The following is a 21835-nucleotide window of genomic DNA, read 5'->3' on the forward strand; positions in this document are numbered from 1 at the left end:
CCATACCGCTCAGGTCGCTGCCCCCGCCAGCTCGGCCGTCAGCAGCGCCAGTGCGTCCTGCGCGGTACGGGCCTGCGCGTCGTTGCCACGGCTGGCCTCGCGCAGCTCGGCGATCACCTCGCCCAGGTAGCCGTCGGCCTGCAGGCCGGCGATGTCGTCGTCGGTCGGCATCAGCCGCAGGGCCGACAGGTCGGCCTGCAGATGGCGGGCGCGGGCCTCGGCCTGGCCAATGGCCTGCTGCAGGCGCCGGTGCGAGGGCAGGTCGAGCGTGCCGGCCAGGCGCAGGTCGACCACGTCGCCGGCCTGCAGGGCCAGCAACTGTGCGTGCACGGCGTCCAGATCGCTGGGCACCTGCAGCACGGTGTCGATCTGCAGCCAGCGGTATTGGCCGGTGGCCAGGGTCTGCACCACCGGCTCGGCCCCTGGCGCGGCGATGTCCACCAGCAGCGCCTGGCCGGAGGCGTTGGCGCGAAAGCGGTCGGTCTCGGGCGTGCCGGCGTACCAGGTGCGCGCGTCGATGCACTTGCTGCCGTGCCAGTCGCCCAGCGCCAGATAGTCCAGCCGCGCCGTGGCGGCGCGGTCGGGCGCAATGGGGTTGGCCGAGTCGATGGCTTCGGCCAGGATGCCCTGCACACTGCCGTGCGCCAGGCCGATGCGCAGCAGCCCGGCCGGCGTGTCGGCCTGCGCGAACCAGGCCGTGAGATCGCTGTGCGTGTGGCGCTGCGTCAGCGGCGCGGGCAGCACGGCGAAGCCGTGGTCGGCGAAGACGCGCACCTCGGGCGCCAGCAACAGATGCGCGTTGGCGGGCACGGCGCCCAGCTGCTGCGCGCGCGTCCACACGCTGTCGGCCAGCGCCGCGTCGTGGTTGCCGGGCAGCAGCAGCCAGGGGCCTTTGAAGCCGGCCAGCGCATTGAACAGGCGGCGCACCGTGCGCTCGGAGACGGTCTGCGCGTCGAACACGTCGCCGGCGACCAGCACGGCGTCGACGCCCTGCGTGGTGGCCAGCGCGGCCAGGCGTTCGACGGCCTGCAGGCGCGCCTCGGCCAGCAGGGGGGCGTTGTCGGGGGAGAGGGTGGCGAACTGGCGGCCGATCTGCCAGTCGGCCGTGTGCAGGAAGCGTGGCATGGGCGCGGATTGTGCCGCGCAGGTCGGCATGGGCCTGGCCGCGTGCCTGTGTTGCGCGTGGACGATGGACCGGGAGCTGGCCGCAGGCGGCCGGTGCTGGCAGACTCGCCGGTGTTCACAGGAGATTCACGCCATGCCACTGATCCGCTCGCCCAACGCTGTCCGCCTGGAGTTCCCGCCCGGCGCCCTCGTCCATTCCAACCTCTCCGGCGCCGCCATCACCGGCGACTGGCTGTGGGTGGTGGGCGATGAGGCGGCCGGCATCGACCGGCTGCGCCGGCTCGAACCCGTCGGCCAGGAGACGCTGCGCTACGGCGAGGGCCGTGAATTCAAGCTGGCCGAGCTGCTCGACCTGCCGGGCGATGCCGACGAGGAGGCCGACCTGGAAGGCATGGCCGTGGTCGACGGCTGGCTCTGGGTGGTGGGCTCGCACGGGTGGAAGCGCAAGAAAGTCGACCCGCTCGCGGACCACGCCAAGAACGCCAAGCGACTGGCCAAGACTTCGCTGGACCGCAACCGCCGCCTGCTGGCGCGGCTGCCGATCGAGGACGACGCGCAAGGCGTGCCCACGCTGGTGCGCCAGGCGGCGGACGGCCGCCGCGCGTCGTGCCTGGGCGTCGACGGGTCGTCCAACCCGCTGATCGAGTTGCTGGCCAAGGACCCGCACTTTCGGGATTTTCTGGACATCCCGGGCAAGGACAATGGCCTGGACATCGAAGGACTGGCCGTCCTCGGCGATCGCCTGCTCCTGGGCCTGCGCGGCCCGGTGCTGCGCGGCTGGTCGGCCATGCTGGAGCTGGCCGTCGTGCCCAAGGGCAAAGAGCTGGTGCTGGCGCCGCTGGACGACGACGGCACGCTGGTGCGCAAGCACTTCCTGCCCTTGCTGGGCCTGGGCGTGCGCGACCTGCAGATGGACGGCGACGACCTCATCATCCTGGCCGGGCCGACCATGGTGCTGGACGGCGACATCCGCGTGTTCAAGTGGCACAACGCCCGGGCTGCGCTGGCGGCCGAGACCGGGCCGGTGCGCTTCGAGCACACGTTCGACGATCCCGTGCTGCTGCCACACCTGCCGGGGTTCGACCGCGCCGAGGCCCTGTGCGCGCTGCCGGATGGCCTGCTGCCCGGCCCGCAGCGCTGGATGGTGCTGTACGACGCGCCCGGGCCGGATCGGCAGGACGGCGCATCGACGGTGTTTGGCGACCTGCTGGCGCGGGCTGGCTGACGCGCACCGACCGGCCGGTGCCCTGGCGCTGCTGCATGCCCTGGCGGGCAGCGTCCGCACAGAGGCCGCGCAGAAGCCCGGGGGCGCATGCTCCGGTGCGGCGCCGAGGTCTCAGTCCAGCGACACCTCGAAGGCCGCGCCGGACGCTTGCGGCAGGCCATCCAGGCCCAGCCGGTGGGCGGCCATGTTGGCCAGGCGCCAGCGCATCGACAGCACATCGGTCGCATCGGCGTCTGCGCCGGCGTCTGCGCCGGCGTCGCCGTGGCCGGGCTCTGCGGCCCGGTGCGAGGCGATGACGGCGCGCAAGGTGGTGGCGACCGCCTGCGCCGAGCCCAGCCGGCGCTCCAGCGCCTGGCAATAGCGGATCTCGGCCTGCATGCGGTCCAGTGCCGACAGGCCAGGGAAGTCGCGCAGGGCGACGGTGTAGCCAGTGGCAAGGGCAGTGGTGGTGGCGGTGGCGGTGGCGACAGCGGTGTCCATGACGTTTCCTTGGATCAAAACACTGTTCAAGAATACAGTATTCTGACCGTTTCGCCCAGCGACAGATACAAATCAGAACAGCGCTTTGGCGCCGCTGGAAGGCAAATCAGCAGGGAGGACGCCGCCTTTTGTCCGTCACGGTTGGCGCCCTGCCGCGCCGGCTGCCACGCCTGTCTCAGGCGTCGGCGTCGTTCTTTCGCAGTCCGCGCACGTTCATCGCGGCCAGGCCCAGCTGCAGCATGACGAGCGCCCACGCCGTCGTGTGCACGTCCCATGCAATCCACAGCACATTGCTGAGCAGAAAGACCCAGAAGCCCCAGGCGCGTCGCCCCTCGGACGATGACGCCACCAGCCACGCCGCCACGAGCGAGGTGGCCATCGCCGGCCACTGCAAAAGATCAAGCAAAGACATGGCCTGATCATGCCTGCCAGGTCGACGGCTGACGCCTGCGCCGCGCGCGTGGGGGCGCCTTTGCAGGGTCGGACGGCGCCGCGTGCCGCAGGCATGGCCGTCGGTCGTGAGGTGCCCGCTGACAGCGGGATGGCCGTCTTGCTGCGCCCGACCTGCTTGTGCGCCTACTGGCAGCGCTGCGCTCTCGTCCCAAGCTTGCGCCACCCCACACCACCAAGAGGAGCTCCCCATGACGACCCGCCCCACACCCGACGCCTGCAGCCTGCTGGATGCCGACCACCGCAACGTCAAGAAACTGTTCAAGGCGTTCGAAGAGCTGATGTCCTCGAAGTCGAAATCGGCGACGCAGAAGAAGAGGGAACTGGCCGACGAGATCTGCCGCGAGCTCACCGTGCACGCGCAGATCGAGGAAGAAATTTTCTACCCCGCGGTTCGCGCAGCGCTGAAAGAGACGGACCTGATGGACGAGGCCGAGGTCGAGCACGCCACGGCCAAGGACCTGATTGCACAGATCGAATCGGGCGACGCGGCCGACCCGAAGTGGTCCGCCAAGGTGATCGTGCTGGCCGAGTACATCGACCACCACGTGAAGGAAGAGCGCAACGAGATGTTCGTCAAGGCGCGCGCTGCACGCAGGCTCGATCTGGTCGCCATGCGCACCGAGCTGCAAGAGCGCAAGGAACAGCTGATGGAAGAGCTGATGGCCTCACCGGCCTGAAGACGCCGCTTCTTCGCGGATCACGGCGTTGAGTTCGGCGCCGAAGATGAGCGTGGTGGCACTGATGTACAGAAACACCAGTGTCGCCACCAGCCCGGCAAAGCTTCCGTACACCAGCGCCAGCTTGCCCGCCGTGCGCAAGCTGTACGACAGAGCCGCCGCGGCGCCCACCCACAGCGCGGCCCCCAGCAGCGCACCCGGCAATACCGTGCGCAGCTGCTGGCGGATGTCCGGCAGCCAGCCATAGAGCACGGCATACAGGACGGTCAACACCACGAACGCTGACCCGTAGCGCACGCTGTTGCGCAGCCAGGGTGTTTCCTCTCCAGCACCGACGCTGGACTCGAGCAGCTGCCACAGGTAGGGCATGACGATCACAGAGCTGAAGGCGATCAACACGCCGGCGCCGACCACCACGGTGAACAGCGTCACCTTGATGCGTGCCTTCCAGAACGGCAGGCCGCGCTCGATGCCGTAGGCCCGGTTCAGCGCACCGCGTACCGCCTGCATGCCGGACGAAGCCGTCCACAAGGTCACCACCAGGCCGATGGCCAGCAGCGCCTGGTTGCGTTGGGCCAGCACCTGGTCGATCACCGGCTGCAGCGCATCGCGCACCAGCTGCGGTGCATACCCCATGACGCGCCCGGCCAGCGCTGCGGCATCGCCGGGCTGCCCCATGTAGGCGCTGGCTGCGGACAACAGCAGCAGCAGCGGGAACATGGCGAGCACAGTTGAGAACGCCAGGCTGCCGGCCTGGTTGGCGCTCTGGTGGAAGATGTAGTTGCGCATGGCCAAGACCGGCACACGCAGCACGGTGATGCCGAGCACGGTGCGCCGCACCCACTGCCACGTGTCGTGCAGCGCCTTCATGCCTGAACGCCGGGCTTCACGCCAACCCCGGCGGCCCAGAGCCTGGCCCTGCTGAGGAGCGTCATGTCCATGACGTGCAGGAGCGCCGAGGGCGCCCCGGATGATGGAGCGCGCTCGGTACTGGCTGGCATGGTCGGATGTCGTTGGTGGGGCACACGCGAGTGTGTGCGGCCATCGCCGGATTTGCTGTAGGAATGCAGCTTTCGCCAGCTTCGGACGCCAGCGCATCCGCGCCGTCGCACCTGGCGGGCTAGGCTTTGCGCTGATCCGCCCACGCCTGGAGGATGGCGATGGCTTGCGGCGCCCGGTGCTGCTCGGCCGGCAGGTGCCCGGCATCCAACGCGGCTCCGGCGGCGCGGCGCAGGGCGTGCACATCGATGGGGTGCCGTGCTGCGACCGGCACGCCGTCGAACGCCGCCCCGGACTCGGCCAGCGAGGCCGCATAGAACAGGCGGCCGATGCCGGCCACGTGCATGGCCGCCACGCACATCGCACAGGGCTCGCAGGAGGAGTAGAGATCGCAGCCGGCGAGGTCGATGCGCTGCAGTCTGCGGCATGCGTCGCGGATGGCTTCGACCTCGCCGTGCGAGGTAGGGTCGCAATGCGCGACGGAATGGTTGAAGCCCTGGCCCACCACCTCGCCGTCGCGCACCACCACGGCGCCGAACGGCTCGGTCCCGGCCTCGGTCAGCGCCCGGGCAGAAAGCGCCAACGCCTGCTGCATGAACCTGTCTTCGTACATCGCTTGCCTCTCACAGCTTGATCCCGGCCCCCTTGACCGTGGCGGCCAACACGCCCACCTGCTCCTGGACGAGGCCGTTGAACACGGCGACCGTCTCACCTTTGGCCACGATACCCAGTTCCGTCAGCTTCTTCTGGATCTCGGGCATGACCAGCACCTCGTTGCAGGCTGCGTGCAGCCGCGTCACCACGTCGCTGGGCAGCTTGGCAGGCCCCGAGAGCCCGAAGAAGTTCTCCAGCACGAGCTTGGGCTGCTTCAGTTCCAGCACGGTGGGCACGTCCGGCATCAAGGGCGAGCGCTGGGCGCCGGTCACCGCCAAGGGCACCAGCTGGCCGCTCTTGAAGAACGGCACGTACGAAGTGATCACGTCGATGCCCACCGGGATGGTGTTGGCGATCAGATCGGTGGTCATCGGCGCACCACCACGGTAGGGCACGTGCACCATGTTGAGCCCGGTCGCCCGCTTGAGCAGCTCGCCGTGGATGTGACCGATGGACCCCGGCCCGCCGGAGCCGAAGTCCATGCGCCCGTCCTTGCGCGCGAGCGCCTCGAACTCGGCGAAGCTTTTGATGCCCGATGGCTTGCTGGCCATGATGACCAGCGGCGCGGCGCCCAGGTAGGCGATGTGCGTGAAGGCTGCCACCGGGTCGTAGGGCTGCTTGTCCAGCGTGAAGGGGCCGAGCGCGATGGGCGTCGTGTTGGACAGCATCAGCGTGTAGCCGTCCGGCGCGGCGGCCGCCACCTGCGCGCCGCCAATGGTGCCGCCGGCGCCGGGCTTGTTGTCCACCACCACGGGCTGCCCCAGCTTCTTGGCCAGCTGCTCTGCCATCACGCGTGCGAGCACGTCGCTGGAACCACCGGGCGGAAACGTCACGACGATCTTGATGGCCTTGTCCGGCCACTGGGCGAAGGCAGGCAAAACGGTGGCAGCGGCGCTGGCGGCGAGCAACTGCAGCGCGCTGCGCCGTGTGGTGGGGGTGTTGCGCATGGCGGTCCTTGCGGGTGGGTGGAGTGCCCGCGACCAAGCATGAAGCGGGCCATCCGCTCACCGGATCCGCAGATGCATGGCCAGGTGCTGCACCAGGCCATCGACCTTGGGCAGCAGCCATGGCGGACCGCAGATGCCAGCGGCTCCAGCCCGACAGGCTACTGGGCGCGAACGTGTAGGAGGCGCCCCTAGAATCTGTGAGTTTTTGTGCTGCTTGCATTCTGCGGTGACCGGCGCATCTCGGCCTGCCGGCTTTCCACGCTCATCGTTTGCAAAAGTAGGAGCATCTGTGGCCAACACCAGTGTTGAATCTGGCGAGTCAGCCGTGCCGGTCGCGCCGGCCCTCACCTACGTGGCCGTCGGGGCCTCGGCAGGCGGCCTGGAGGCCCTTCGAGAGCTGTTCGCCGCCGCCGCAGCCGATGCCCAGCTGGCCTACATCGTCATCACCCATCTGCCGGTCGACCACGTCAGCCATCTGGCGGACTTGATCACGCGCGCGGGGTCGGTGCCCGCGTCCAATGCTGCCAACGGCGAGCGGCTCGAAGGTGGGCGCGTGTACGTGATGCCGCCCGGCAGGCACATGGGATTGCGCGAGGGCAAGGTGTTTTTCGACGGGCCGCCGCACCGCCTGCGGCCAGCACCCAAGCCCATCGATTTCTTCATGGCCTCGATGGCGGAAGACGCGGGCGACCGCTGCGTGGGAGTCGTGCTCAGCGGCAGCGACCACGATGGCACGATCGGGTTGAAAGCCATTCGGGCCGTCGGGGGGCTGACGATCGTGCAAACCCCCACCACGGCAGAATTTCCGAGCATGCCCAACAGCGCGATCGGTGCCGGCGCGGCCGATCTGGTGCTCAACCCGGCGGCGGTGCCCTCCGCGTTGTCCGATTTCCTGGGGGCTCAAAACGCCGAGCGTGAGCTGGCCCTGCCCGTGTCTTCCGAAGCCGGGCCCTCCGTGCTGCGGGAGATCCTGGACCTGGTGTTGTCCCGCACCGGCAACGACTTTCGGCAATACCGGCCCGGAATGCTGCAGCGCCGGCTGAAGCGGCGCATGTCGGTGACGCACTGTGCGCATGTCGCCGACTACGTGGCCCTGCTGAATGACTCGCCGCTCGAGGCCAACACCCTGAGCTCGGAATTTCTGATCGGTGTCACCGACTTTTTTCGCGACCCGGAGTTGTGGCTGGAGCTGGAGCGGTCGGTGCTTCCACCGCTGATTGCGCTGCTGCCCCGCGAGGACGCGACGTTCAGGGTGTGGACGCCCGCGTGTTCCTCGGGCGAGGAAAGCTTTTCGATTGCCATGGTGGTGCTCGAGTTGTTCGACAAGTTCCAGGTCGACGGTTTCGTGCAGGTCTTCGGCACCGACATCGATGGCGACGCACTCGCGGCGGCGCGCCAGGGCCTCTACCACGAGAGCATCACCTCCACCGTCTCGGCCGAGCGACTGGGCAAGTTCTTCGAACGCCGGCGGGGCATGTTCGCCATCCGCAAGCGGCTGCGCGACGCGGTCACCTTCGCGCCGCAGAACCTGGTTCAGGACACGCCTTTCTCCAAGCTCGATCTGATCTGCTGCCGCAACCTGCTGATGTATTTCGAGCCGGGCTTGCAGAACCGCGTCTTCCAACTGTTCCATTTCGCACTGAAGCCCAATGGGCTGCTGTGGCTGGGCAAGGCCGAGTCGCTCGGGGCGGCCCCCTCCGCGCTGTTTGCGCCGGTGTCCGGCCCCATGCGGCTGTTTCAGCGCATCGGCGGTCGTTCGCATTTGCCACGCGGCTTCAGCCACAAGGCCTCTTCGACCGATGCCATGTGGCTGCGCGGTGCTGCGCCGCGCCACCCCTCGAGTGCCGAGATGTTGCGAGAACAGCTCGGCAGCAGAAAAGTGACGGCGGCGGTCCTGGTGGACCGGGAAGGGCGGGCGCTGTACTTCCTCGGCGAGACGGCCCGGTTCATGGAGCCCGAGGGCGATGCCACGCTGGAACTGCTGCGCCTGCTGCGCAAGGAGCTGCGGCCATCGACCCGCATCGTGCTGCGACAGGCTGCCGAGCGTGAGGGCATTGCCAGCCGCAGCGTCCCGTTGCCGACCCGCCGCGACCCTTCCATCCGCCAGCATGTCGACTTGCAGGCCGAACGCATCGCGCGCCCGGATGCGCTTGGCATGGTGCTGTTGACCTTCACGGTCGCCCAGATGGCGCCGGCAGTCGCGCACGAGGCCGACCCGCCGCTGCATTCGCTCGAGATGGAAATGCAGGAGAACCGCCAGGAGCTGGCCCTGGCCCTGGAGGACGCCGAGCGCACGAACGAGCAGCTGCGCATCGCCAACGAGGAGGCGTCGGCGCTGTACGAAGAGGTGCAGTCGACCAATGAGGAGCTGGAGAGCTCGAAAGAGGAACTGCAGGCCTTGAACGAGGAGTTGTCGACGGTCAACGCCCAGCTCGAGGACAAGGTGGTCGAGACCACGCACAACGCCGACGATTTGCGCAATCTGCTGGACAGCACCCACATCGCGACCCTGCTGCTGGACCCGGACTTGCGCCTTCGCCGCTTCACGCCGTTGGCGGCCGATTTCTTCCGGTTGCGTGCGGGCGACGAGGGGCGACTGCTCTCCGACATCGCGGCCACCGTGCACGACACGTCGCTGTTTGCCGATGCCCAGATGGTGCTGAACACGGGCATGCCCGCAGAGGTCGAAGTGGCGGGGCGGGAGTCGACGGTGTGGTTGCGCAGAATCCTGCCCTACGTGGGGCACCATGGCCTCACCGAAGGCGTGGTCGTGACCTTCGTGGACGTCACCGTGCTGCGCGCTGCGGCGCGCCAGGTCGAGCAGCTGACGGCCATCCTGGATGACTCGAACGATGCCGTGTACAGCTGCGACCTGGACGGACGCATCCTGTCGTGGAACAAGGGCGCCGAGCGCATCTACGGCTACCGCCGGGAGGAGGCCCTGAAGATGTCGGTCGGCGCGCTGTCGGCATCTGCTGACCGCGCCAAGGCCGCAGGCGCCAGTGCTGTCGCGCACGGATTCCACCCCGGCTCGCTGGGCCCGGTGGACGCAGAGCGGCGCACCAAGCAGGGCCAGCTGACGACGGTGTCGATCTCGGCCACCGCACTGCACGATGACCAGGGAGCGGTGCACGCGATGCTGTTCACCGAGCGAGACATCTCGGAGCGGCTGCGCGTCGAAAGCGAAATCCGCTTCCGTCGCCTGGCCGATGACATTCCCGCTCTGTTGCGCGTCGAAGACGCGGACGGACGCACGGAGTTCGTCAACCGGGGGTGCATCGAGTTCATCGGCCGGTCCGGCGACATTCTTGTGGGCACAGGTTGGCTGGAGTTCCTGCACCCGCAGGACAGGTCGCGCTACCTGAACGAATACGCTGTCGCCCAGGCCGAGCACCGCCAGCTGGACAGCGACATGCGGCTGCTGCGCCATGACGGCGTTTACCGGTGGATGCGTTCCATGAGCGTGCCGCACGTTGACGCCTTTGGTGCCTTCGCAGGGTATGTCGCCCTGATGGTGGATGTGGAAGACCGCAAGCAGGCCGAGCTGCAGCTGGTCGAAGCCGACCACCGCAAGGACGAGTTCCTGGCCATGCTGGCGCACGAACTGCGCAACCCGCTGGCTGCCGATCCGCAGCGCCGTGACGATCCTGAGCCGCTCAGGTCTGCCGGACGCTCGCGCCGAATGGGCCGTTGGCATGATCGACCGCCAGGCTGAGTTGATGGCCAAGCTCCTGGACGGCCTGCTGGACGTCGCGCGCATCTCGCGCGGCAAGATGACGCTGGATCTGGGGCCCGTCGAGCTGATGGTCGTGATCCAGCGGGCGGTCGAGATCAGCCAGGCCTCGATCACCGCACGCCAGCAGGATCTGGTGGTGCAGATGGACGACGATGTGACGGTCGAAGGCGACTTGCTGCGCCTGACGCAGGTGTTTGCGAACCTGCTGAACAACGCGTCCAAGTACACGGACAAGCAAGGGTCCATTGCCGTGCGCGTGCGGCTGGATGGCGAGCAGGTCAGCGTTCGGATCGAGGACAACGGAGCGGGCATCTCCGAGGAGATGCTGCCGCGCGTGTTCGACATGTTCTCGCAAGCCGACACCACCTTGGACCGGGCCAAGGGGGGCCTGGGCCTGGGGTTGACGCTGGTCCAGCAGCTGGTGCAGCTCCACGGCGGCACGGTGCGGGCAGAAAGTGCCGGCCTGGGGGCAGGCAGCGCCTTCACCGTGCGTTTGCCGGTGTTGCGGGTCAGGAGCGGCACGCCCGATCCGCAGCACGCGCGGCGTGAACAGGCCGGCAGCCAGGCGCACCGTGTGCTGGTGGTGGACGACAACGTCGATGGTGCCGAGAGCCTGGCCGCCGTGATGGAGATGGAAGGGCACGAGGTCTGCATTGCCTTCGACGGTCCCCAGGCGCTGCAAAAGGCGAGCCAGTGGCAGCCCGACGTCGTGCTGCTGGACATCGGCTTGCCCGGCATGAATGGCTACCAGGTCGCGCGTGCATTGCGCGGCGCGGCGGCCACATCCAGTGTCATGTTGATCGCATTGACGGGGTACGGCCAGCCAGAGGATGTGGAGCGGGCGCTGGCCGCCGGGTTCGACCGGCACCTGGTCAAGCCGATCGATCTGGACGTCGTGACGGCGCTGGTTGCGCAAGCGCCGCGTCTGCCCCATGGAGGGCCGCAGGCCGCGCCCTGACCGAAGCGGTGGCAGCCTGTGCGGCCACCGCTGGTCAGCGGGTTGTTGGCCGTGCGGCGGTGGCTCACACCGCTTCGCTGATCTTCTCGGCCGCTTCCTGTTCGTCGGTGCTGTCCGCACGCGCCTCGGGTTGGACCGCTTGCGCCTGCGGCTCGTGGCTCAGGTGGATGAAGACCGGAAAGTGATCGGAGCCGAACGCCGGCAACCGCTTGAACTCCACCAGCTTGAAGTCGTTGGAGTGGAAGAAGTGGTCCAGCGGAAACCGTAGCTGCCAATAGTGCGCATGGAAGGTGTTGTAGAAGCCGCGACCGCAACGCGGATCGAGCAGCCCGCTGATGCGGCAAAACAGACTGCTGGTGTGGGACCATGCCACGTCGTTCAGGTCGCCCATCACCACCGTCGGCCGTGGATCGCCCTTGATCGCCTTGCCGACGACCAGCAACTCGGCGTCCCGGGGGACGGAGTCGGGATGCTCGGCCGGGGCGGGCGGCCGCGGGTGCAGGCAGTGCAGCCGGACCTGCAGGCCCGATGGCAGCACGAGCGTGCAGTGGATGGAGGGCACGTCGGGCTCGATCAGGTAGGAGACCTCGACGTCCTGCAGCGGCCAACGCGCATACAGCAGCATGCCGTAGGTGTTGTCCTGTGGCAGCAGGACGTGATGGGGGTAGCGCTCGGCCAGCGGTGCCAGCTGGCCGTTCCACCAGTCGTCTGTTTCCAGCGCCAGCACCACGTCCGGGTCGGCTGCGCGGATCAACTGCAGCAGCCCCTCGCTGTGGTGCTGCGGCTGCAGCACGTTCGCGAACAACAACCGCAGGGGATCATGGGGCTGGGCCAACGTACTTTGCAGCACCTGCACCTTGGCCAGCCGGGTGTAGGGCAGGATGCGGCGCACCTGCAGCGCCAAGCAGACCACCAGCAGCGCACGAAACGCCATGGCCGGTGCGGACGCCGCGACCCCCACCACCGCCACATGCGCCAACAGCACCGCCAGCAGGCCGGCGGCGATCTGCAGCCGCGGAAAGTCGAACACCCGCACCCACCAGCTCTGGCGGCGCCACAGCGGCATGGCGGTGGCCAGCGCCAGCAACAGGCCCACGATCAGGATGCTTGTCTCCACGGTTTCCTTGTTCAGTGCCAGAGCCGAAAAATGGTTCGCAGTGCGATTGTCCCATCGCGCATGCGCGCCCCTGGATGGGCGGGCCGCCGTACTGGCCTGCTGCGACACGCCGTGATTGCCGGGTTCGAAGCCGGCGTGAACTGCGCGCCGCGGGCGTGGCGCCGCCGCCCGGGCCGGTGCCTGTTGTCGTCCGAGCGTGGCTCGAAAGCGACAGGGTGTTGCGTGTTTTGATGCAGGACAACGTCGCTTTTTGCCCGCATTTCGGCCGGATCATGCAGGCCGACTTCTAGAATCCCCGGGGGGAATGCACTACCGCATACAACAACTGTAAGGAAAACATGGCTTCCCATGAACAGACTTTGATCGCCGTGCTGCAGGATGAGCGCGCCGCGCTACTCAAGGCATGGACCACCGCCACGCATGGCACACGCGCCAGCCACGCCACACGCGAGGAAGCCGAAGAGCTGTTCACCGCCCTGCAGGAGGCGCTGCAGAGCGCTGCACCGGACGACCTGCGCGCCGATGGCTGGACCAACGCCCGTCAGATGCTCGAAGAACTGTCGGCCTCGCGCGCAGCGCAGGGCCAGACCCTGGACGACACCAGCGCCTTCGTGCTGGCCCTCAAGTTGCCGATCTTCACCGCGCTGCAGCAGCGCCTGGGCAAGGACAGCCAGACGCTGATCGACGCGGTGGTCAGCGTGACCACCAAGGTCGACGCCATGGCGCAGTGGACGGCCACGGCCTTTCAGCGCACGCGCGAGGCCCTCATCAACCGCCAGCAGGAGGAACTGCTGGAACTGTCCACGCCCGTCATCAAACTGTGGGACGGCGTGCTGGCGGTCCCCATGATCGGGACGCTCGATTCCAGCCGCACGCAGATGGTGATGGAGGCGTTGCTGCAGAAGATCGTCGACACCGAATCGGAGCTGGCCATCATCGACATCACGGGCGTGCCGACCGTCGACACACTGGTGGCCCAGCACCTGCTCAAGACCGTGGCGGCCATTCGCCTCATGGGCGCGGACTGCATCATCAGCGGCGTGCGCCCGCAGATTGCGCAGACCATCGTGCACCTGGGTGTGGACCTGCAGGGCGTGACCACCAAGGCCAGCCTGGCTGCGGCGTTGGCGCTGGCGCTCAAGCGCGGCGGCTACGTCGTGACGCGCGCCGCCTGAGGACGCCGCCGTGTACCGCATCCCGATCCTGCAGATGGGCAGCGCTTTGCTCGTCACCATTCAGATCGACATGGAAGACCAGACGGCGCTGGCGTTGCAGGACGACCTGGCGTCCAGGATCGAGACCACCGGCGCCAATGGCGTGCTGATCGACATCTCCGCGCTGGAGATCGTCGACTCCTTCGTCGGCCGGATGCTGGCCGCGATCTCGGGCATCGCGAGCGTGCTGGACGCCACGACGGTCGTGGTCGGCATGCGGCCGGCCGTGGCCATCACGTTGGTCGAGCTGGGCCTGTCGCTGGACAACGTGAAGACCGCGCTCAACGTGCAGCGCGGCATGCGGCTCTTGCAGCGCGCAGGCGAGGGGGGTGCGCTTGAGCGCGAATGAGCACAGCGGCCGGCTGCCCCTGTGCAGCGAGCCCGACATCGTGGCCAGTCGCCAGCTGGTGCGCAAGCTCACGCAGCAGCTGGGCTTCTCGTTGGTCGACCAGACCAAGTTGATCACGGCGGCCAGCGAACTCTCACGCAACACCGTCACCTACGGCGGCGGCGGCGAGATGGTCTGGGACATCGTCGAGCAGGGCACCAGGCGGGGCCTGCGCCTGCGCTTTCGCGACGAAGGCCCGGGCATTGCGGACATCGCCCAGGCGCTGACCGACGGCTGGACTTCCGGCAAGGGCATGGGCCTGGGCCTGTCGGGCAGTCGGCGGCTGGTGCACGACTTCGACATCCAGTCCAGCGTGGGCGCGGGCACCTGCGTGAGCGTGACGCGGTGGAAGTGATCACGGCCGGGACACCCCACGCCCAGTTCCCCATGGGCGATGCCAGCCGGGTGGGCGAGGCGCGCCGGCATGCTGCGCAGTTGGCGGCGCGGCTGGCGCTGGACCAGACCACGGCCGGCCGGCTGGCGCTGGTCGTGACCGAACTGGGCAACAACCTGGTGCGCCATGCGCAGGCCGGCCGGCTGCTGATCGCCGCCCGTCAGCAGGGCCAGCCCGAGGTCGAAGTGCTGGCGCTGGACGACGGCCCCGGCATCGCCGACCCGGCGCGCGCGCTGGCCGATGGGTTTTCGACCGGTGGCACGCCGGGCACCGGTCTGGGCGCGGTGCGCCGGCTGGCCAACGACTTCGACCTGCACTCCGAGCCCGGCGTCGGCACGGTCATGCTGGCACGCGTGCGGCCCGAAGGCCTGCGCCGCCCGCAGGAAGACTTCAGCTGGGGCGCTGTGATGCTCTGCGCGCCGGGCGAACTGGTGTGCGGCGACGCCTGGGCCGTGGCGCTGGACGGCCCGCGCGCGGCCGTGCTGATGGCCGACGGCCTGGGGCATGGCCCACATGCGGCCGAGGCCTCGCAGGCTGCGGTCGCGCAGTTCGCGCAGTCGCCTTTCGCGTCGCTGTCCAGTCAGCTCGAACGCATGCACGCGGCACTGCGCATCACGCGGGGCGCCGCCGCCTCGCTGGTCATGCTGGAGCCGGGCGGCCTCTCGCTGGCCGGTGCGGGAAACATCGCCACGCGGCTGGTCTCGGGCACGCACAGCAAGAGCGTGGCGGCACAGAACGGCACGCTGGGCGTGCAGGTGCGCCGCTTCGAACCGGTGCACGTGGACTGGCTGCCGCACGCGGTGGCGGTGCTGCACAGTGACGGCCTGCAGAGCCGCTGGCCTGCAGAGCCGCTGGCGCCACTGGTCGCACGCGACCCCTCGCTGCTGGCCGCCTGGCTGATGCGCAGCAACCTGCGGGGCCGCGACGACGCCACCGTGCTGGTGCTGCAAAGGAAGATCCATGGTCGATGAGAACGATCTGGCGGCGCAGCTGGCCGCCGCGCAGGACCAGGTGGCCAGGCTGTCCGAAGAGCTGGAAGAAACCAACCGCGGCGTGCTGGCCCTGTATGCCGAGCTGGACACCCAGGCCGACGAACTGCGGCACGCCAACGAGCTGAAGAGCCGGTTCCTGGCCTACATGAGCCATGAGTTCCGCACGCCGCTTGGCGCCATCCAGAGCATGACGCGGCTGCTGCTGGACCGGCTGGACGGACCGCTGACGCAGGAGCAGGCACGCCAGGTGCAGTTCATCCACCAGAACGCGCTGGAATTCACCGAGATCGTCAACGACCTGCTGGATCTGGCCAAGGTCGAGGCCGGCCGGATCGACGTCTCGCCCGGTTGGTTCGACATGGTGGCCATGTTCGCGGCGCTGCGCGGCATGTTCAAGCCTGTGCTGACCAACCCGCAGGTCTCGCTCATCTTCGAAGACCCCGTGGACGTGCCCCAGGTCTTCAGCGATGACCGCAAGCTGGCGCAGATCCTGCGCAACTTCATCAGCAACGCGCTGAAGTTCACCACCCAGGGCGAGGTGCGTGTGTCGGCATGCCGCGAAACGGCCGATGGCCAGGACTGGGTGCGTTTCGCCGTGGCCGACACCGGCATCGGCATTGCCAAAGAGGCCCATGCGGCGATGTTTCAGGATTTCTCGCAGATCGACTCACCGCTGCAAAAGAGCCTGCGCGGCACCGGCCTGGGCTTGTCGTTGTCCAAGCGGCTGGCCGAACTGCTGGGCGGCAGCGTCGGCATGCAGAGCGAGCCCGACAAAGGCTCGACTTTCCACGTGCGCATTCCGTTGCGCGCTGCGCCGCCGGGCGATGGCAGCGCCGCCTGAAAGACTGGCATGCACAAGGTCAGCACCACCATCGACCGGTCCAAGCACCATGTGCTCGTGGTGGACGACAACCCGGCGACGCGTTATTCCACCTGCCGCATCCTGCATGCGGCCGGTTTCCTGACGGTGGAGGCGGCCACCGGCGCCGCAGGCCTGCACCGCGCGCGAGAAGGCGGCATCTCGGCGGTGGTGCTGGACGTGCACCTGCCGGACCTGGACGGCTTCACCGTGTGCCGCATGCTGCGCGAGCTGCCGGAAACGGTGGTGCTGCCCGTGCTGCACCTGTCGGCCACCTACATCGAGACGTCGGACAAGGTGGCGGGGCTCAATTCCGGCGCCGATGCCTATCTGGAGCACCCGGTCGAGCCGGCTATCCTGGTGGCGACGTTGCAGGCGCTGGTCCGTGCGCGGATCGCAGAGGAAGAATTGCGCAGGGCCGAGCAGCGCTACCGGCAGTTGCTGCTCGAGCGCGAGCAGGCGGCCCGCGCCAATGCCGAGCGCCACAGCCGCACCAAGGACGATTTCGTGGCTGTGCTCTCGCACGAGCTGCGCAATCCGCTCAACGCCATTCTCATGAACGTGCACGTGCTGCTGCGCAAGGACCTGCCGCCCGAGTTCGCCAAGGGGCTGGACGCGATCCGGCGCAACGCGCAGACGCAGGCGCGCATCATCTCGGACATCCTGGACGTGTCGCGCATCAACTCGGGCAAGCTCACGCTGTTGCGCGAACGGGCCGATCCGGCGGCCCTGGTGCAGTCGTCCATCGACGCCATGCGCCAGCAGCTCGAAACACGCCGCCTGCAGCTGGTGCTGGACGTGCGGCCCATCGGGGCCGTGCTGCTGGACCCGGCACGCTTTCAGCAGATTTTCTGGAACATCTTCAACAACGCGATCAAGTTCTCCGACCCGGGCGGCAGCGTGCGCGTGGCACTGGCGCGCAGCGCCGACCTGCTGGAGCTCACCGTCACCGACAGCGGCAAGGGCATCGCGCCCGCCTTCCTCGACCGCGTGTTCGAGAAGTTCACGCAAAGCGAGGCGCCCGGCAAGCGTGTGAGCGGGGGCCTGGGGCTTGGCCTGTCCATCGTCAAGCACCTGGCGGAGTTGCACGGCGGCGGCGTTGCGCTGGCCAGCCCGGGCCTGGGCGCCGGCACCACGGCGCGCGTGTGGCTGCCGCTGGAGGGGCCGGCGGTAGAGAGTGATGCAACCTTCGACTCGATGCCCGGGGCACTCGACGACGCCGCCCTGGCCGGCTTGAGTGGCCGGCAGGTGCTGGTGGTGGAAGACGATCACGATGCGGCGCAGATGCTGGGCCACATCCTCGAAGATCGCGGCGCCCAGATCGCCATTGCAGGCGACTACGACAGCGGCCTTGTCGCGCTGCAGGCCCGCCGGCCCGACATCCTGCTCAGCGACATCGGCCTGCCGGGCAACGACGGCTATGCGCTGATGCGCCGGTGGCGCGCACTGGAGGGCGAGCGCGGGCAGCCAAGACTTGTGGCCATCGCGCTGACGGCGTTCGGCCGGCCGGCCGACCGCGCCATGGCACTGGAGGCGGGCTTCGACATGCACATCGCCAAGCCGTTCGAGCCCCAGGTGCTGCTGGACGCCATTCGCCGCTTGTTGCACTGACCAGCCGGGCAGGGCGTGGCAGCGCCCAGCCCGCTGGTGCACGGCGGGCTCGGCAAGCAATTGGCCTAGCAACGCGCACAACTTGCGCCTACACCGGCCGCTCGTTTCGACGGCGACGATCAGTGCAACCCGCCATATGGTCACCTGGCTGCACGGCGGGCCTCCACCAACTTTCGTCGCCCGCACATGACTTCAGACAAGCGTCGTTCGCCATGCATGGCCTGCATCGGCGAAGGCGACCTTGGCCGAAGCCGTCGGGCGTCCGGGCGGCCCAATGCCTGCCCGGCCCCCGCGCTCTGACCGTCCGTGCGGCGCGCTGCCATGCCACCCCCGTCCTGGCTTCAGCGCACGCAGGTTGCAGAGCCGGGCTCTGTCTGCGCTCCTGCGGCACCGTTCCAAAGTTTCTGGATGGGGGGCTTCGAAGGCTCTGACCACGTCAACGGGTTCGGGCTTGCGTTGGACCTGAACGCCCGCAACGGCCATGACGTGCGCCTGCAGAGTGATTACGCGGCGCTGGCGCCGTTCGGCATTCGCACCGTGCGCGAGAGCATCGGCTGGCGGCTGTTCGAGCAGCGCGGCCCGGCGGGCGCGCAAGCCCTTCAGCGGCAGGCACAACGGGCCGCCGACAACGGGCTGCAGGTCGTCTGGACCTTGATGCACTACGGCTGGCCGCGCGGGCTCGACCCGTTCGAGCGGCCAGATGCGTTCATCGACGCATTCGCCACGCACTGCCACGGCGTTGCAACGCTGCTGCAGCAGATCGACGGGCCACGCCCGGTCTTCCAGCCCGTCAATGAGATCTCGTTTCTCGCCTGGGCGGCCAGCAGCACAGGTCTGATCCATCCGCATCTCCCGTCGCATCCGGAGCGCGGCTTCCAGTTCAAGCAGGTACTCGTGCGTGCTGCACTGCGCGCGATGGACGCCATCTGGTCGGTCGAGCCGGCGGCCAGGTTCGTGCATACCGACCCGGTGGTGCATGTGGAGCCTGCGCTCGGTGCGGGTCCGCAAGCGTGCGCGCAAGCGCAGCTGGAGCACAACAGCCAGTTCGAAGCCTGGGACATGCTGAGCGGCCGGCTGTTGCCGCAGCTGGGTGGCGCACCGCACTACCTGGATGTTCTGGGTTTGAACTATTACCACGACAACCAGTGGGAACACGGCTCTGGCGCCCGGCTGCAATGGCATCTGAACGACAGGCGCCGGCGCCCCTTCGGCGCGTTGGCGGCGGGGCTGTGGCAGCGCTACGGCAGGCCGATGTGCGTCTCGGAAACCGGCCATGTGGGCGAGGGTCGGGGCACCTGGCTGGACGAAATCGCAGCTGAAGTTCTCCTGTGCAGATCGCACGGCATCGCCATCGAGGGCCTGTGCCTGTACCCGCTGATCGACCGGCCCGATTGGCAGGCGTTCGACCACTGGCACCACAGCGGGCTGTGGGATGTGCCCGGTGCCGACGCCGGCGACTTCACCCGCCATCTATGCGAACCCTATGCCCAGCGCCTTCGCCATTGGGCGCAGATGTTCGAAACGAGTCACTGCGCCTCGGGCGCGCAGACATTGGTCCCAGCGCGCGCACCAGGATGCGCGCCGGGCCGTCACAGCAACGATCCCTCTTCACTCCTGGGCCACACCATGACCACACTCATCGCCTTCTCTCATCTCCGTTGGGACTTCGTCTACCAGCGTCCTCAGCACGTGCTGTCTCGGCTGGCGCACCGACAGCCCGTGCTGTTTGTCGAGGAGCCCATGAGTGGGGCGACCCACGCCTGGATGGAGCAGTACGAACCGTGCGCCGGGGTCGTGGTCTTGCGGATGCATGTCACGGGTGCGGGGAATGGCTTCCACGACGATCGATTCGGCGAGATGCGCGCCTTGCTGCACCAGTATCTGGAAGAGCACCGCATTGACGACTACCTGTTGTGGTTCTACACGCCGATGGCGTTGCCGTTCGCGCAAAGCCTGGCGCCGCGGGCGATGGTCTACGACTGCATGGACGAGCTGGCCGCATTCGACTTCGCCCCGCCCGAACTGATCGCACGCGAGAACGCCTTGTTCCGCGAAGTGGACCTGGTGTTCACGGGTGGGCGCAGCCTGTTTGAATCCAAGCGCAAGCGGCACCCGGACGTGCATTGCTTTCCGAGCAGTGTGGACCATGCGCATTTCGGTCGCCGTGGCGTGGCCGACCACCCGGACCAGGCCCATCTGGCCTCGCCGCGGCTGGGCTACTACGGTGTGATCGACGAGCGTCTCGATCTGGCGCTGGTCGCCGCCATTGCCGATGCCCATCCCGAATGGCAGGTCGTGATGGTTGGCCCGGTGGCCAAAGTCAGCCCGTCAGATCTGCCCCGGCGGCCCAATCTGCACTGGATGGGACAACGTCGCTATGACGAGCTGCCCGCGTTCCTCGCCGGCTGGGACGTTTGCCTGATGCCCTTTGCCATGAACGCGTCGACACGGTTCATCAGTCCGACCAAGACGCTGGAATACCTCTCCGCTGGCAAGCCCGTCGTCAGCACCCCCGTGCGCGATGTGGCGCAGCAATACAGCGCGGTGGTGCCCATTGCCGCGACGGTTGCCGAGTTCGTTGGCGCGTGCGAGCGCTTGTTGGCGTGGTCGCCCGCACAGCGCGACCTGTTCAGCGCAGTGGCCGCCGACACGGTGGCCAATACCTCGTGGGACCGCACGGCAGCGGCCATGGACACGTTGCTGCAGCGCTTCGCAGTTGAACCGGCCACGCAGCCGGCAGCAAGCCCTGCCAAGGTCCGCGAAGCTGTCTCGGCGGCCTGACATTCCGATTCTTCGCTCATCGGAGAAGTCCCATGCCCCGCATCGCAATCGTAGGCGCCGGTTTCTCCGGCGCTGTGCTGGCCCAGGAGCTGGGCCAGGACGGCCACCAGATCGACGTGTTCGACGCCCGGCCGCATGTTGCCGGCAACTGCCATACAGCGCGCGACGACGCCAGCGGCGTCATGCTGCACACGTATGGCCCGCACATCTTTCATACGAGCAACCAGAGGGTGTGGGACTACATCCGTCGGTTCGGCGAGTTCATGCCCTTCGTCAACCGCGTGAAGGCCATCACGGGCGGCCGCGTGTACAGCTTGCCCCTGAACCTCTTGACCATCAACCAGTTCGTCGGAAGCACGTTCTCGCCGGCCGAGGCACAGGCGTACTTCGAGCAGGTGGGCGAGTGCGGTGAGACCGAGCCTGCCGACTTCGAGCAGCAGGCGCTGCACCTGATGGGGCGGGGCCTGTACGAAGCGTTCTTCCGCGACTACACGACCAAGCAATGGGGCATGCCCCCCTCGGCCTTGCCTGCCAGCATCCTGAAGCGATTGCCGGTGCGCTTCAACTACGACGACAACTACTACGCAAGTCACTACCAGGGCATTCCGCGCGATGGCTACACGGCGATCGTGCAGAACCTGCTGGATCGGCCCAACGTGCGCCTGCACCTGGGCACACGCTTCGACCGCTCGTTTGCCTCGCAGTACGACCACGTGTTCTGTAGCGGTCCGATCGACGCGTGGTTCGGCTACAGCGAGGGCCGTCTGGGCTACCGCACGCTGGACTTCGCCCGCGAGGACCACGAGGGCGACTACCAGGGCAATGCCGTCATCAACTACTGCGACATGTCGGTACCCTGGACCAGGATTTCCGAGCACAAGCATTTCGCGCCCTGGGAGCAACACGCCAGGACGGTGGTGTTCAAGGAGTACAGCCGGTTCTGCGAGGAGTCCGACACTCCCTACTACCCGATCCGCCTGGTGGCGGAAAAGGCTTTGCTGTCGCACTACGTGCAACGCGCCCGCAAGGAGAGCCATGTGACCTTCCTCGGCCGACTGGGCACCTACCGCTACATCGACATGCACGTGACGATCGCCGAGGCGCTGGACGTGGCGGAACGCTACCAGCAATGCCTGCGGGCCGAGGGAGCGATGCCCGCCTTTGTTGTGGAACCACTGGGGTAAGCCGGCCCGGCTGCGTGGTTGAGGCGCTCAACGGGAGTGCC

The 21835-nt window shown here is 68.0% G+C and carries 19 protein-coding genes; 12 read left to right on the top strand and 7 right to left on the bottom strand.

Annotation, left to right across the window (positions count from 1 at the left end; genetic code table 11):
* Positions 1 to 9: 9 nt before the first annotated feature.
* Positions 10 to 1125 carry a metallophosphoesterase family protein gene (locus tag AC099J_RS16535; RefSeq protein ID WP_479616369.1) on the bottom strand — a complete coding sequence of 372 codons (1116 nt, stop codon included), beginning with the start codon at positions 1123 to 1125 and terminating at the stop codon, positions 10 to 12.
* A gap of 133 nt (positions 1126 to 1258) precedes the next feature.
* On the opposite strand from AC099J_RS16535, the gene AC099J_RS16540 reads away from it, so the two are divergent.
* Positions 1259 to 2350, top strand: coding sequence for a DUF3616 domain-containing protein (locus AC099J_RS16540; protein ID WP_479616370.1), 1092 nt, complete (start codon positions 1259 to 1261; stop codon positions 2348 to 2350).
* 111 nt (positions 2351 to 2461) lie between these two features.
* On the opposite strand, the gene AC099J_RS16545 is transcribed toward AC099J_RS16540, so the two are convergent.
* Complete coding sequence (locus AC099J_RS16545) at positions 2462 to 2830, bottom strand: hypothetical protein (protein WP_479616371.1); 369 nt, start codon at positions 2828 to 2830, stop codon at positions 2462 to 2464.
* A gap of 175 nt (positions 2831 to 3005) precedes the next feature.
* Positions 3006 to 3242 (bottom strand): hypothetical protein, encoded by a 237-nt coding sequence (locus AC099J_RS16550; protein WP_479616372.1) that lies wholly within the window; start codon positions 3240 to 3242, stop codon positions 3006 to 3008.
* Positions 3243 to 3471: 229 nt separating this feature from the next.
* Here AC099J_RS16550 and AC099J_RS16555 point away from each other — a divergent pair, with 229 nt between their 5' ends.
* The gene (locus AC099J_RS16555) at positions 3472 to 3960 is read left to right on the top strand and encodes a hemerythrin domain-containing protein (RefSeq protein WP_479616373.1); all 489 of its coding nucleotides are present in this window, start codon (positions 3472 to 3474) and stop codon (positions 3958 to 3960) included.
* On the opposite strand, the gene AC099J_RS16560 is transcribed toward AC099J_RS16555, so the two are convergent.
* From AC099J_RS16560 to AC099J_RS16570, 3 genes are all read right to left on the bottom strand, one after another.
* Complete coding sequence (locus AC099J_RS16560) at positions 3949 to 4830, bottom strand: YihY/virulence factor BrkB family protein (RefSeq protein ID WP_479616374.1); 882 nt, start codon at positions 4828 to 4830, stop codon at positions 3949 to 3951. The two genes, AC099J_RS16555 and AC099J_RS16560, sit on opposite strands and share 12 nt — an antisense overlap.
* A 250-nt stretch (positions 4831 to 5080) precedes the next feature.
* Positions 5081 to 5572, bottom strand: coding sequence for a nucleoside deaminase (locus AC099J_RS16565; protein ID WP_479616375.1), 492 nt, complete (start codon positions 5570 to 5572; stop codon positions 5081 to 5083).
* Between the two features lie 10 nt (positions 5573 to 5582).
* On the bottom strand, positions 5583 to 6560 hold the full coding sequence (locus AC099J_RS16570) for a Bug family tripartite tricarboxylate transporter substrate binding protein (protein WP_479616376.1): 978 nt from the start codon (positions 6558 to 6560) through the stop codon (positions 5583 to 5585).
* Positions 6561 to 6849: 289 nt separating this feature from the next.
* Here AC099J_RS16570 and AC099J_RS16575 point away from each other — a divergent pair, with 289 nt between their 5' ends.
* Both AC099J_RS16575 and AC099J_RS16580 read left to right on the top strand, forming a co-directional pair.
* The gene (locus AC099J_RS16575; protein WP_479616377.1) at positions 6850 to 10275 is read left to right on the top strand and encodes a chemotaxis protein CheB; all 3426 of its coding nucleotides are present in this window, start codon (positions 6850 to 6852) and stop codon (positions 10273 to 10275) included.
* Between the two features lie 4 nt (positions 10276 to 10279).
* Positions 10280 to 11254 (top strand): hybrid sensor histidine kinase/response regulator, encoded by a 975-nt coding sequence (locus tag AC099J_RS16580; RefSeq protein WP_479616378.1) that lies wholly within the window; start codon positions 10280 to 10282, stop codon positions 11252 to 11254.
* A 64-nt stretch (positions 11255 to 11318) separates the two neighbouring features.
* On the opposite strand, the gene AC099J_RS16585 is transcribed toward AC099J_RS16580, so the two are convergent.
* Positions 11319 to 12371, bottom strand: coding sequence for an endonuclease/exonuclease/phosphatase family protein (locus AC099J_RS16585; RefSeq protein ID WP_479616379.1), 1053 nt, complete (start codon positions 12369 to 12371; stop codon positions 11319 to 11321).
* Positions 12372 to 12709: 338 nt separating this feature from the next.
* Here AC099J_RS16585 and AC099J_RS16590 point away from each other — a divergent pair, with 338 nt between their 5' ends.
* From AC099J_RS16590 to glf, 8 genes are all read left to right on the top strand, one after another.
* Positions 12710 to 13546: an STAS domain-containing protein gene (locus tag AC099J_RS16590; RefSeq protein ID WP_479616380.1), complete on the top strand. Its 837-nt coding sequence runs from the start codon at positions 12710 to 12712 to the stop codon at positions 13544 to 13546.
* A gap of 10 nt (positions 13547 to 13556) precedes the next feature.
* Positions 13557 to 13934 (top strand): STAS domain-containing protein, encoded by a 378-nt coding sequence (locus AC099J_RS16595; RefSeq protein ID WP_479616381.1) that lies wholly within the window; start codon positions 13557 to 13559, stop codon positions 13932 to 13934.
* Complete coding sequence (locus tag AC099J_RS16600) at positions 13921 to 14328, top strand: anti-sigma regulatory factor (RefSeq protein ID WP_479616382.1); 408 nt, start codon at positions 13921 to 13923, stop codon at positions 14326 to 14328. Before AC099J_RS16595 ends, AC099J_RS16600 begins: the two co-directional genes overlap by 14 nt.
* Positions 14319 to 15338 (top strand): ATP-binding protein, encoded by a 1020-nt coding sequence (locus AC099J_RS16605; RefSeq protein WP_479616383.1) that lies wholly within the window; start codon positions 14319 to 14321, stop codon positions 15336 to 15338. The genes AC099J_RS16600 and AC099J_RS16605 overlap by 10 nt, the downstream gene beginning before the upstream one ends.
* On the top strand, positions 15328 to 16200 hold the full coding sequence (locus AC099J_RS16610) for a sensor histidine kinase (RefSeq protein ID WP_479616384.1): 873 nt from the start codon (positions 15328 to 15330) through the stop codon (positions 16198 to 16200). Before AC099J_RS16605 ends, AC099J_RS16610 begins: the two co-directional genes overlap by 11 nt.
* Positions 16201 to 16209: 9 nt before the next feature.
* On the top strand, positions 16210 to 17829 hold the full coding sequence (locus AC099J_RS16615) for an ATP-binding response regulator (protein WP_479616385.1): 1620 nt from the start codon (positions 16210 to 16212) through the stop codon (positions 17827 to 17829).
* Between the two features lie 408 nt (positions 17830 to 18237).
* Positions 18238 to 20610: a glycosyltransferase gene (locus tag AC099J_RS16620; protein WP_479616386.1), complete on the top strand. Its 2373-nt coding sequence runs from the start codon at positions 18238 to 18240 to the stop codon at positions 20608 to 20610.
* Positions 20611 to 20642: 32 nt separating this feature from the next.
* Entirely contained in the window at positions 20643 to 21794 is a 1152-nt protein-coding gene (gene glf, locus AC099J_RS16625; RefSeq protein WP_479616387.1) for a UDP-galactopyranose mutase, read from the top strand.
* Positions 21795 to 21835 lie beyond the last annotated feature (41 nt).

This window comes from Rhodoferax sp. RT4P68 (genome assembly GCF_056521305.1).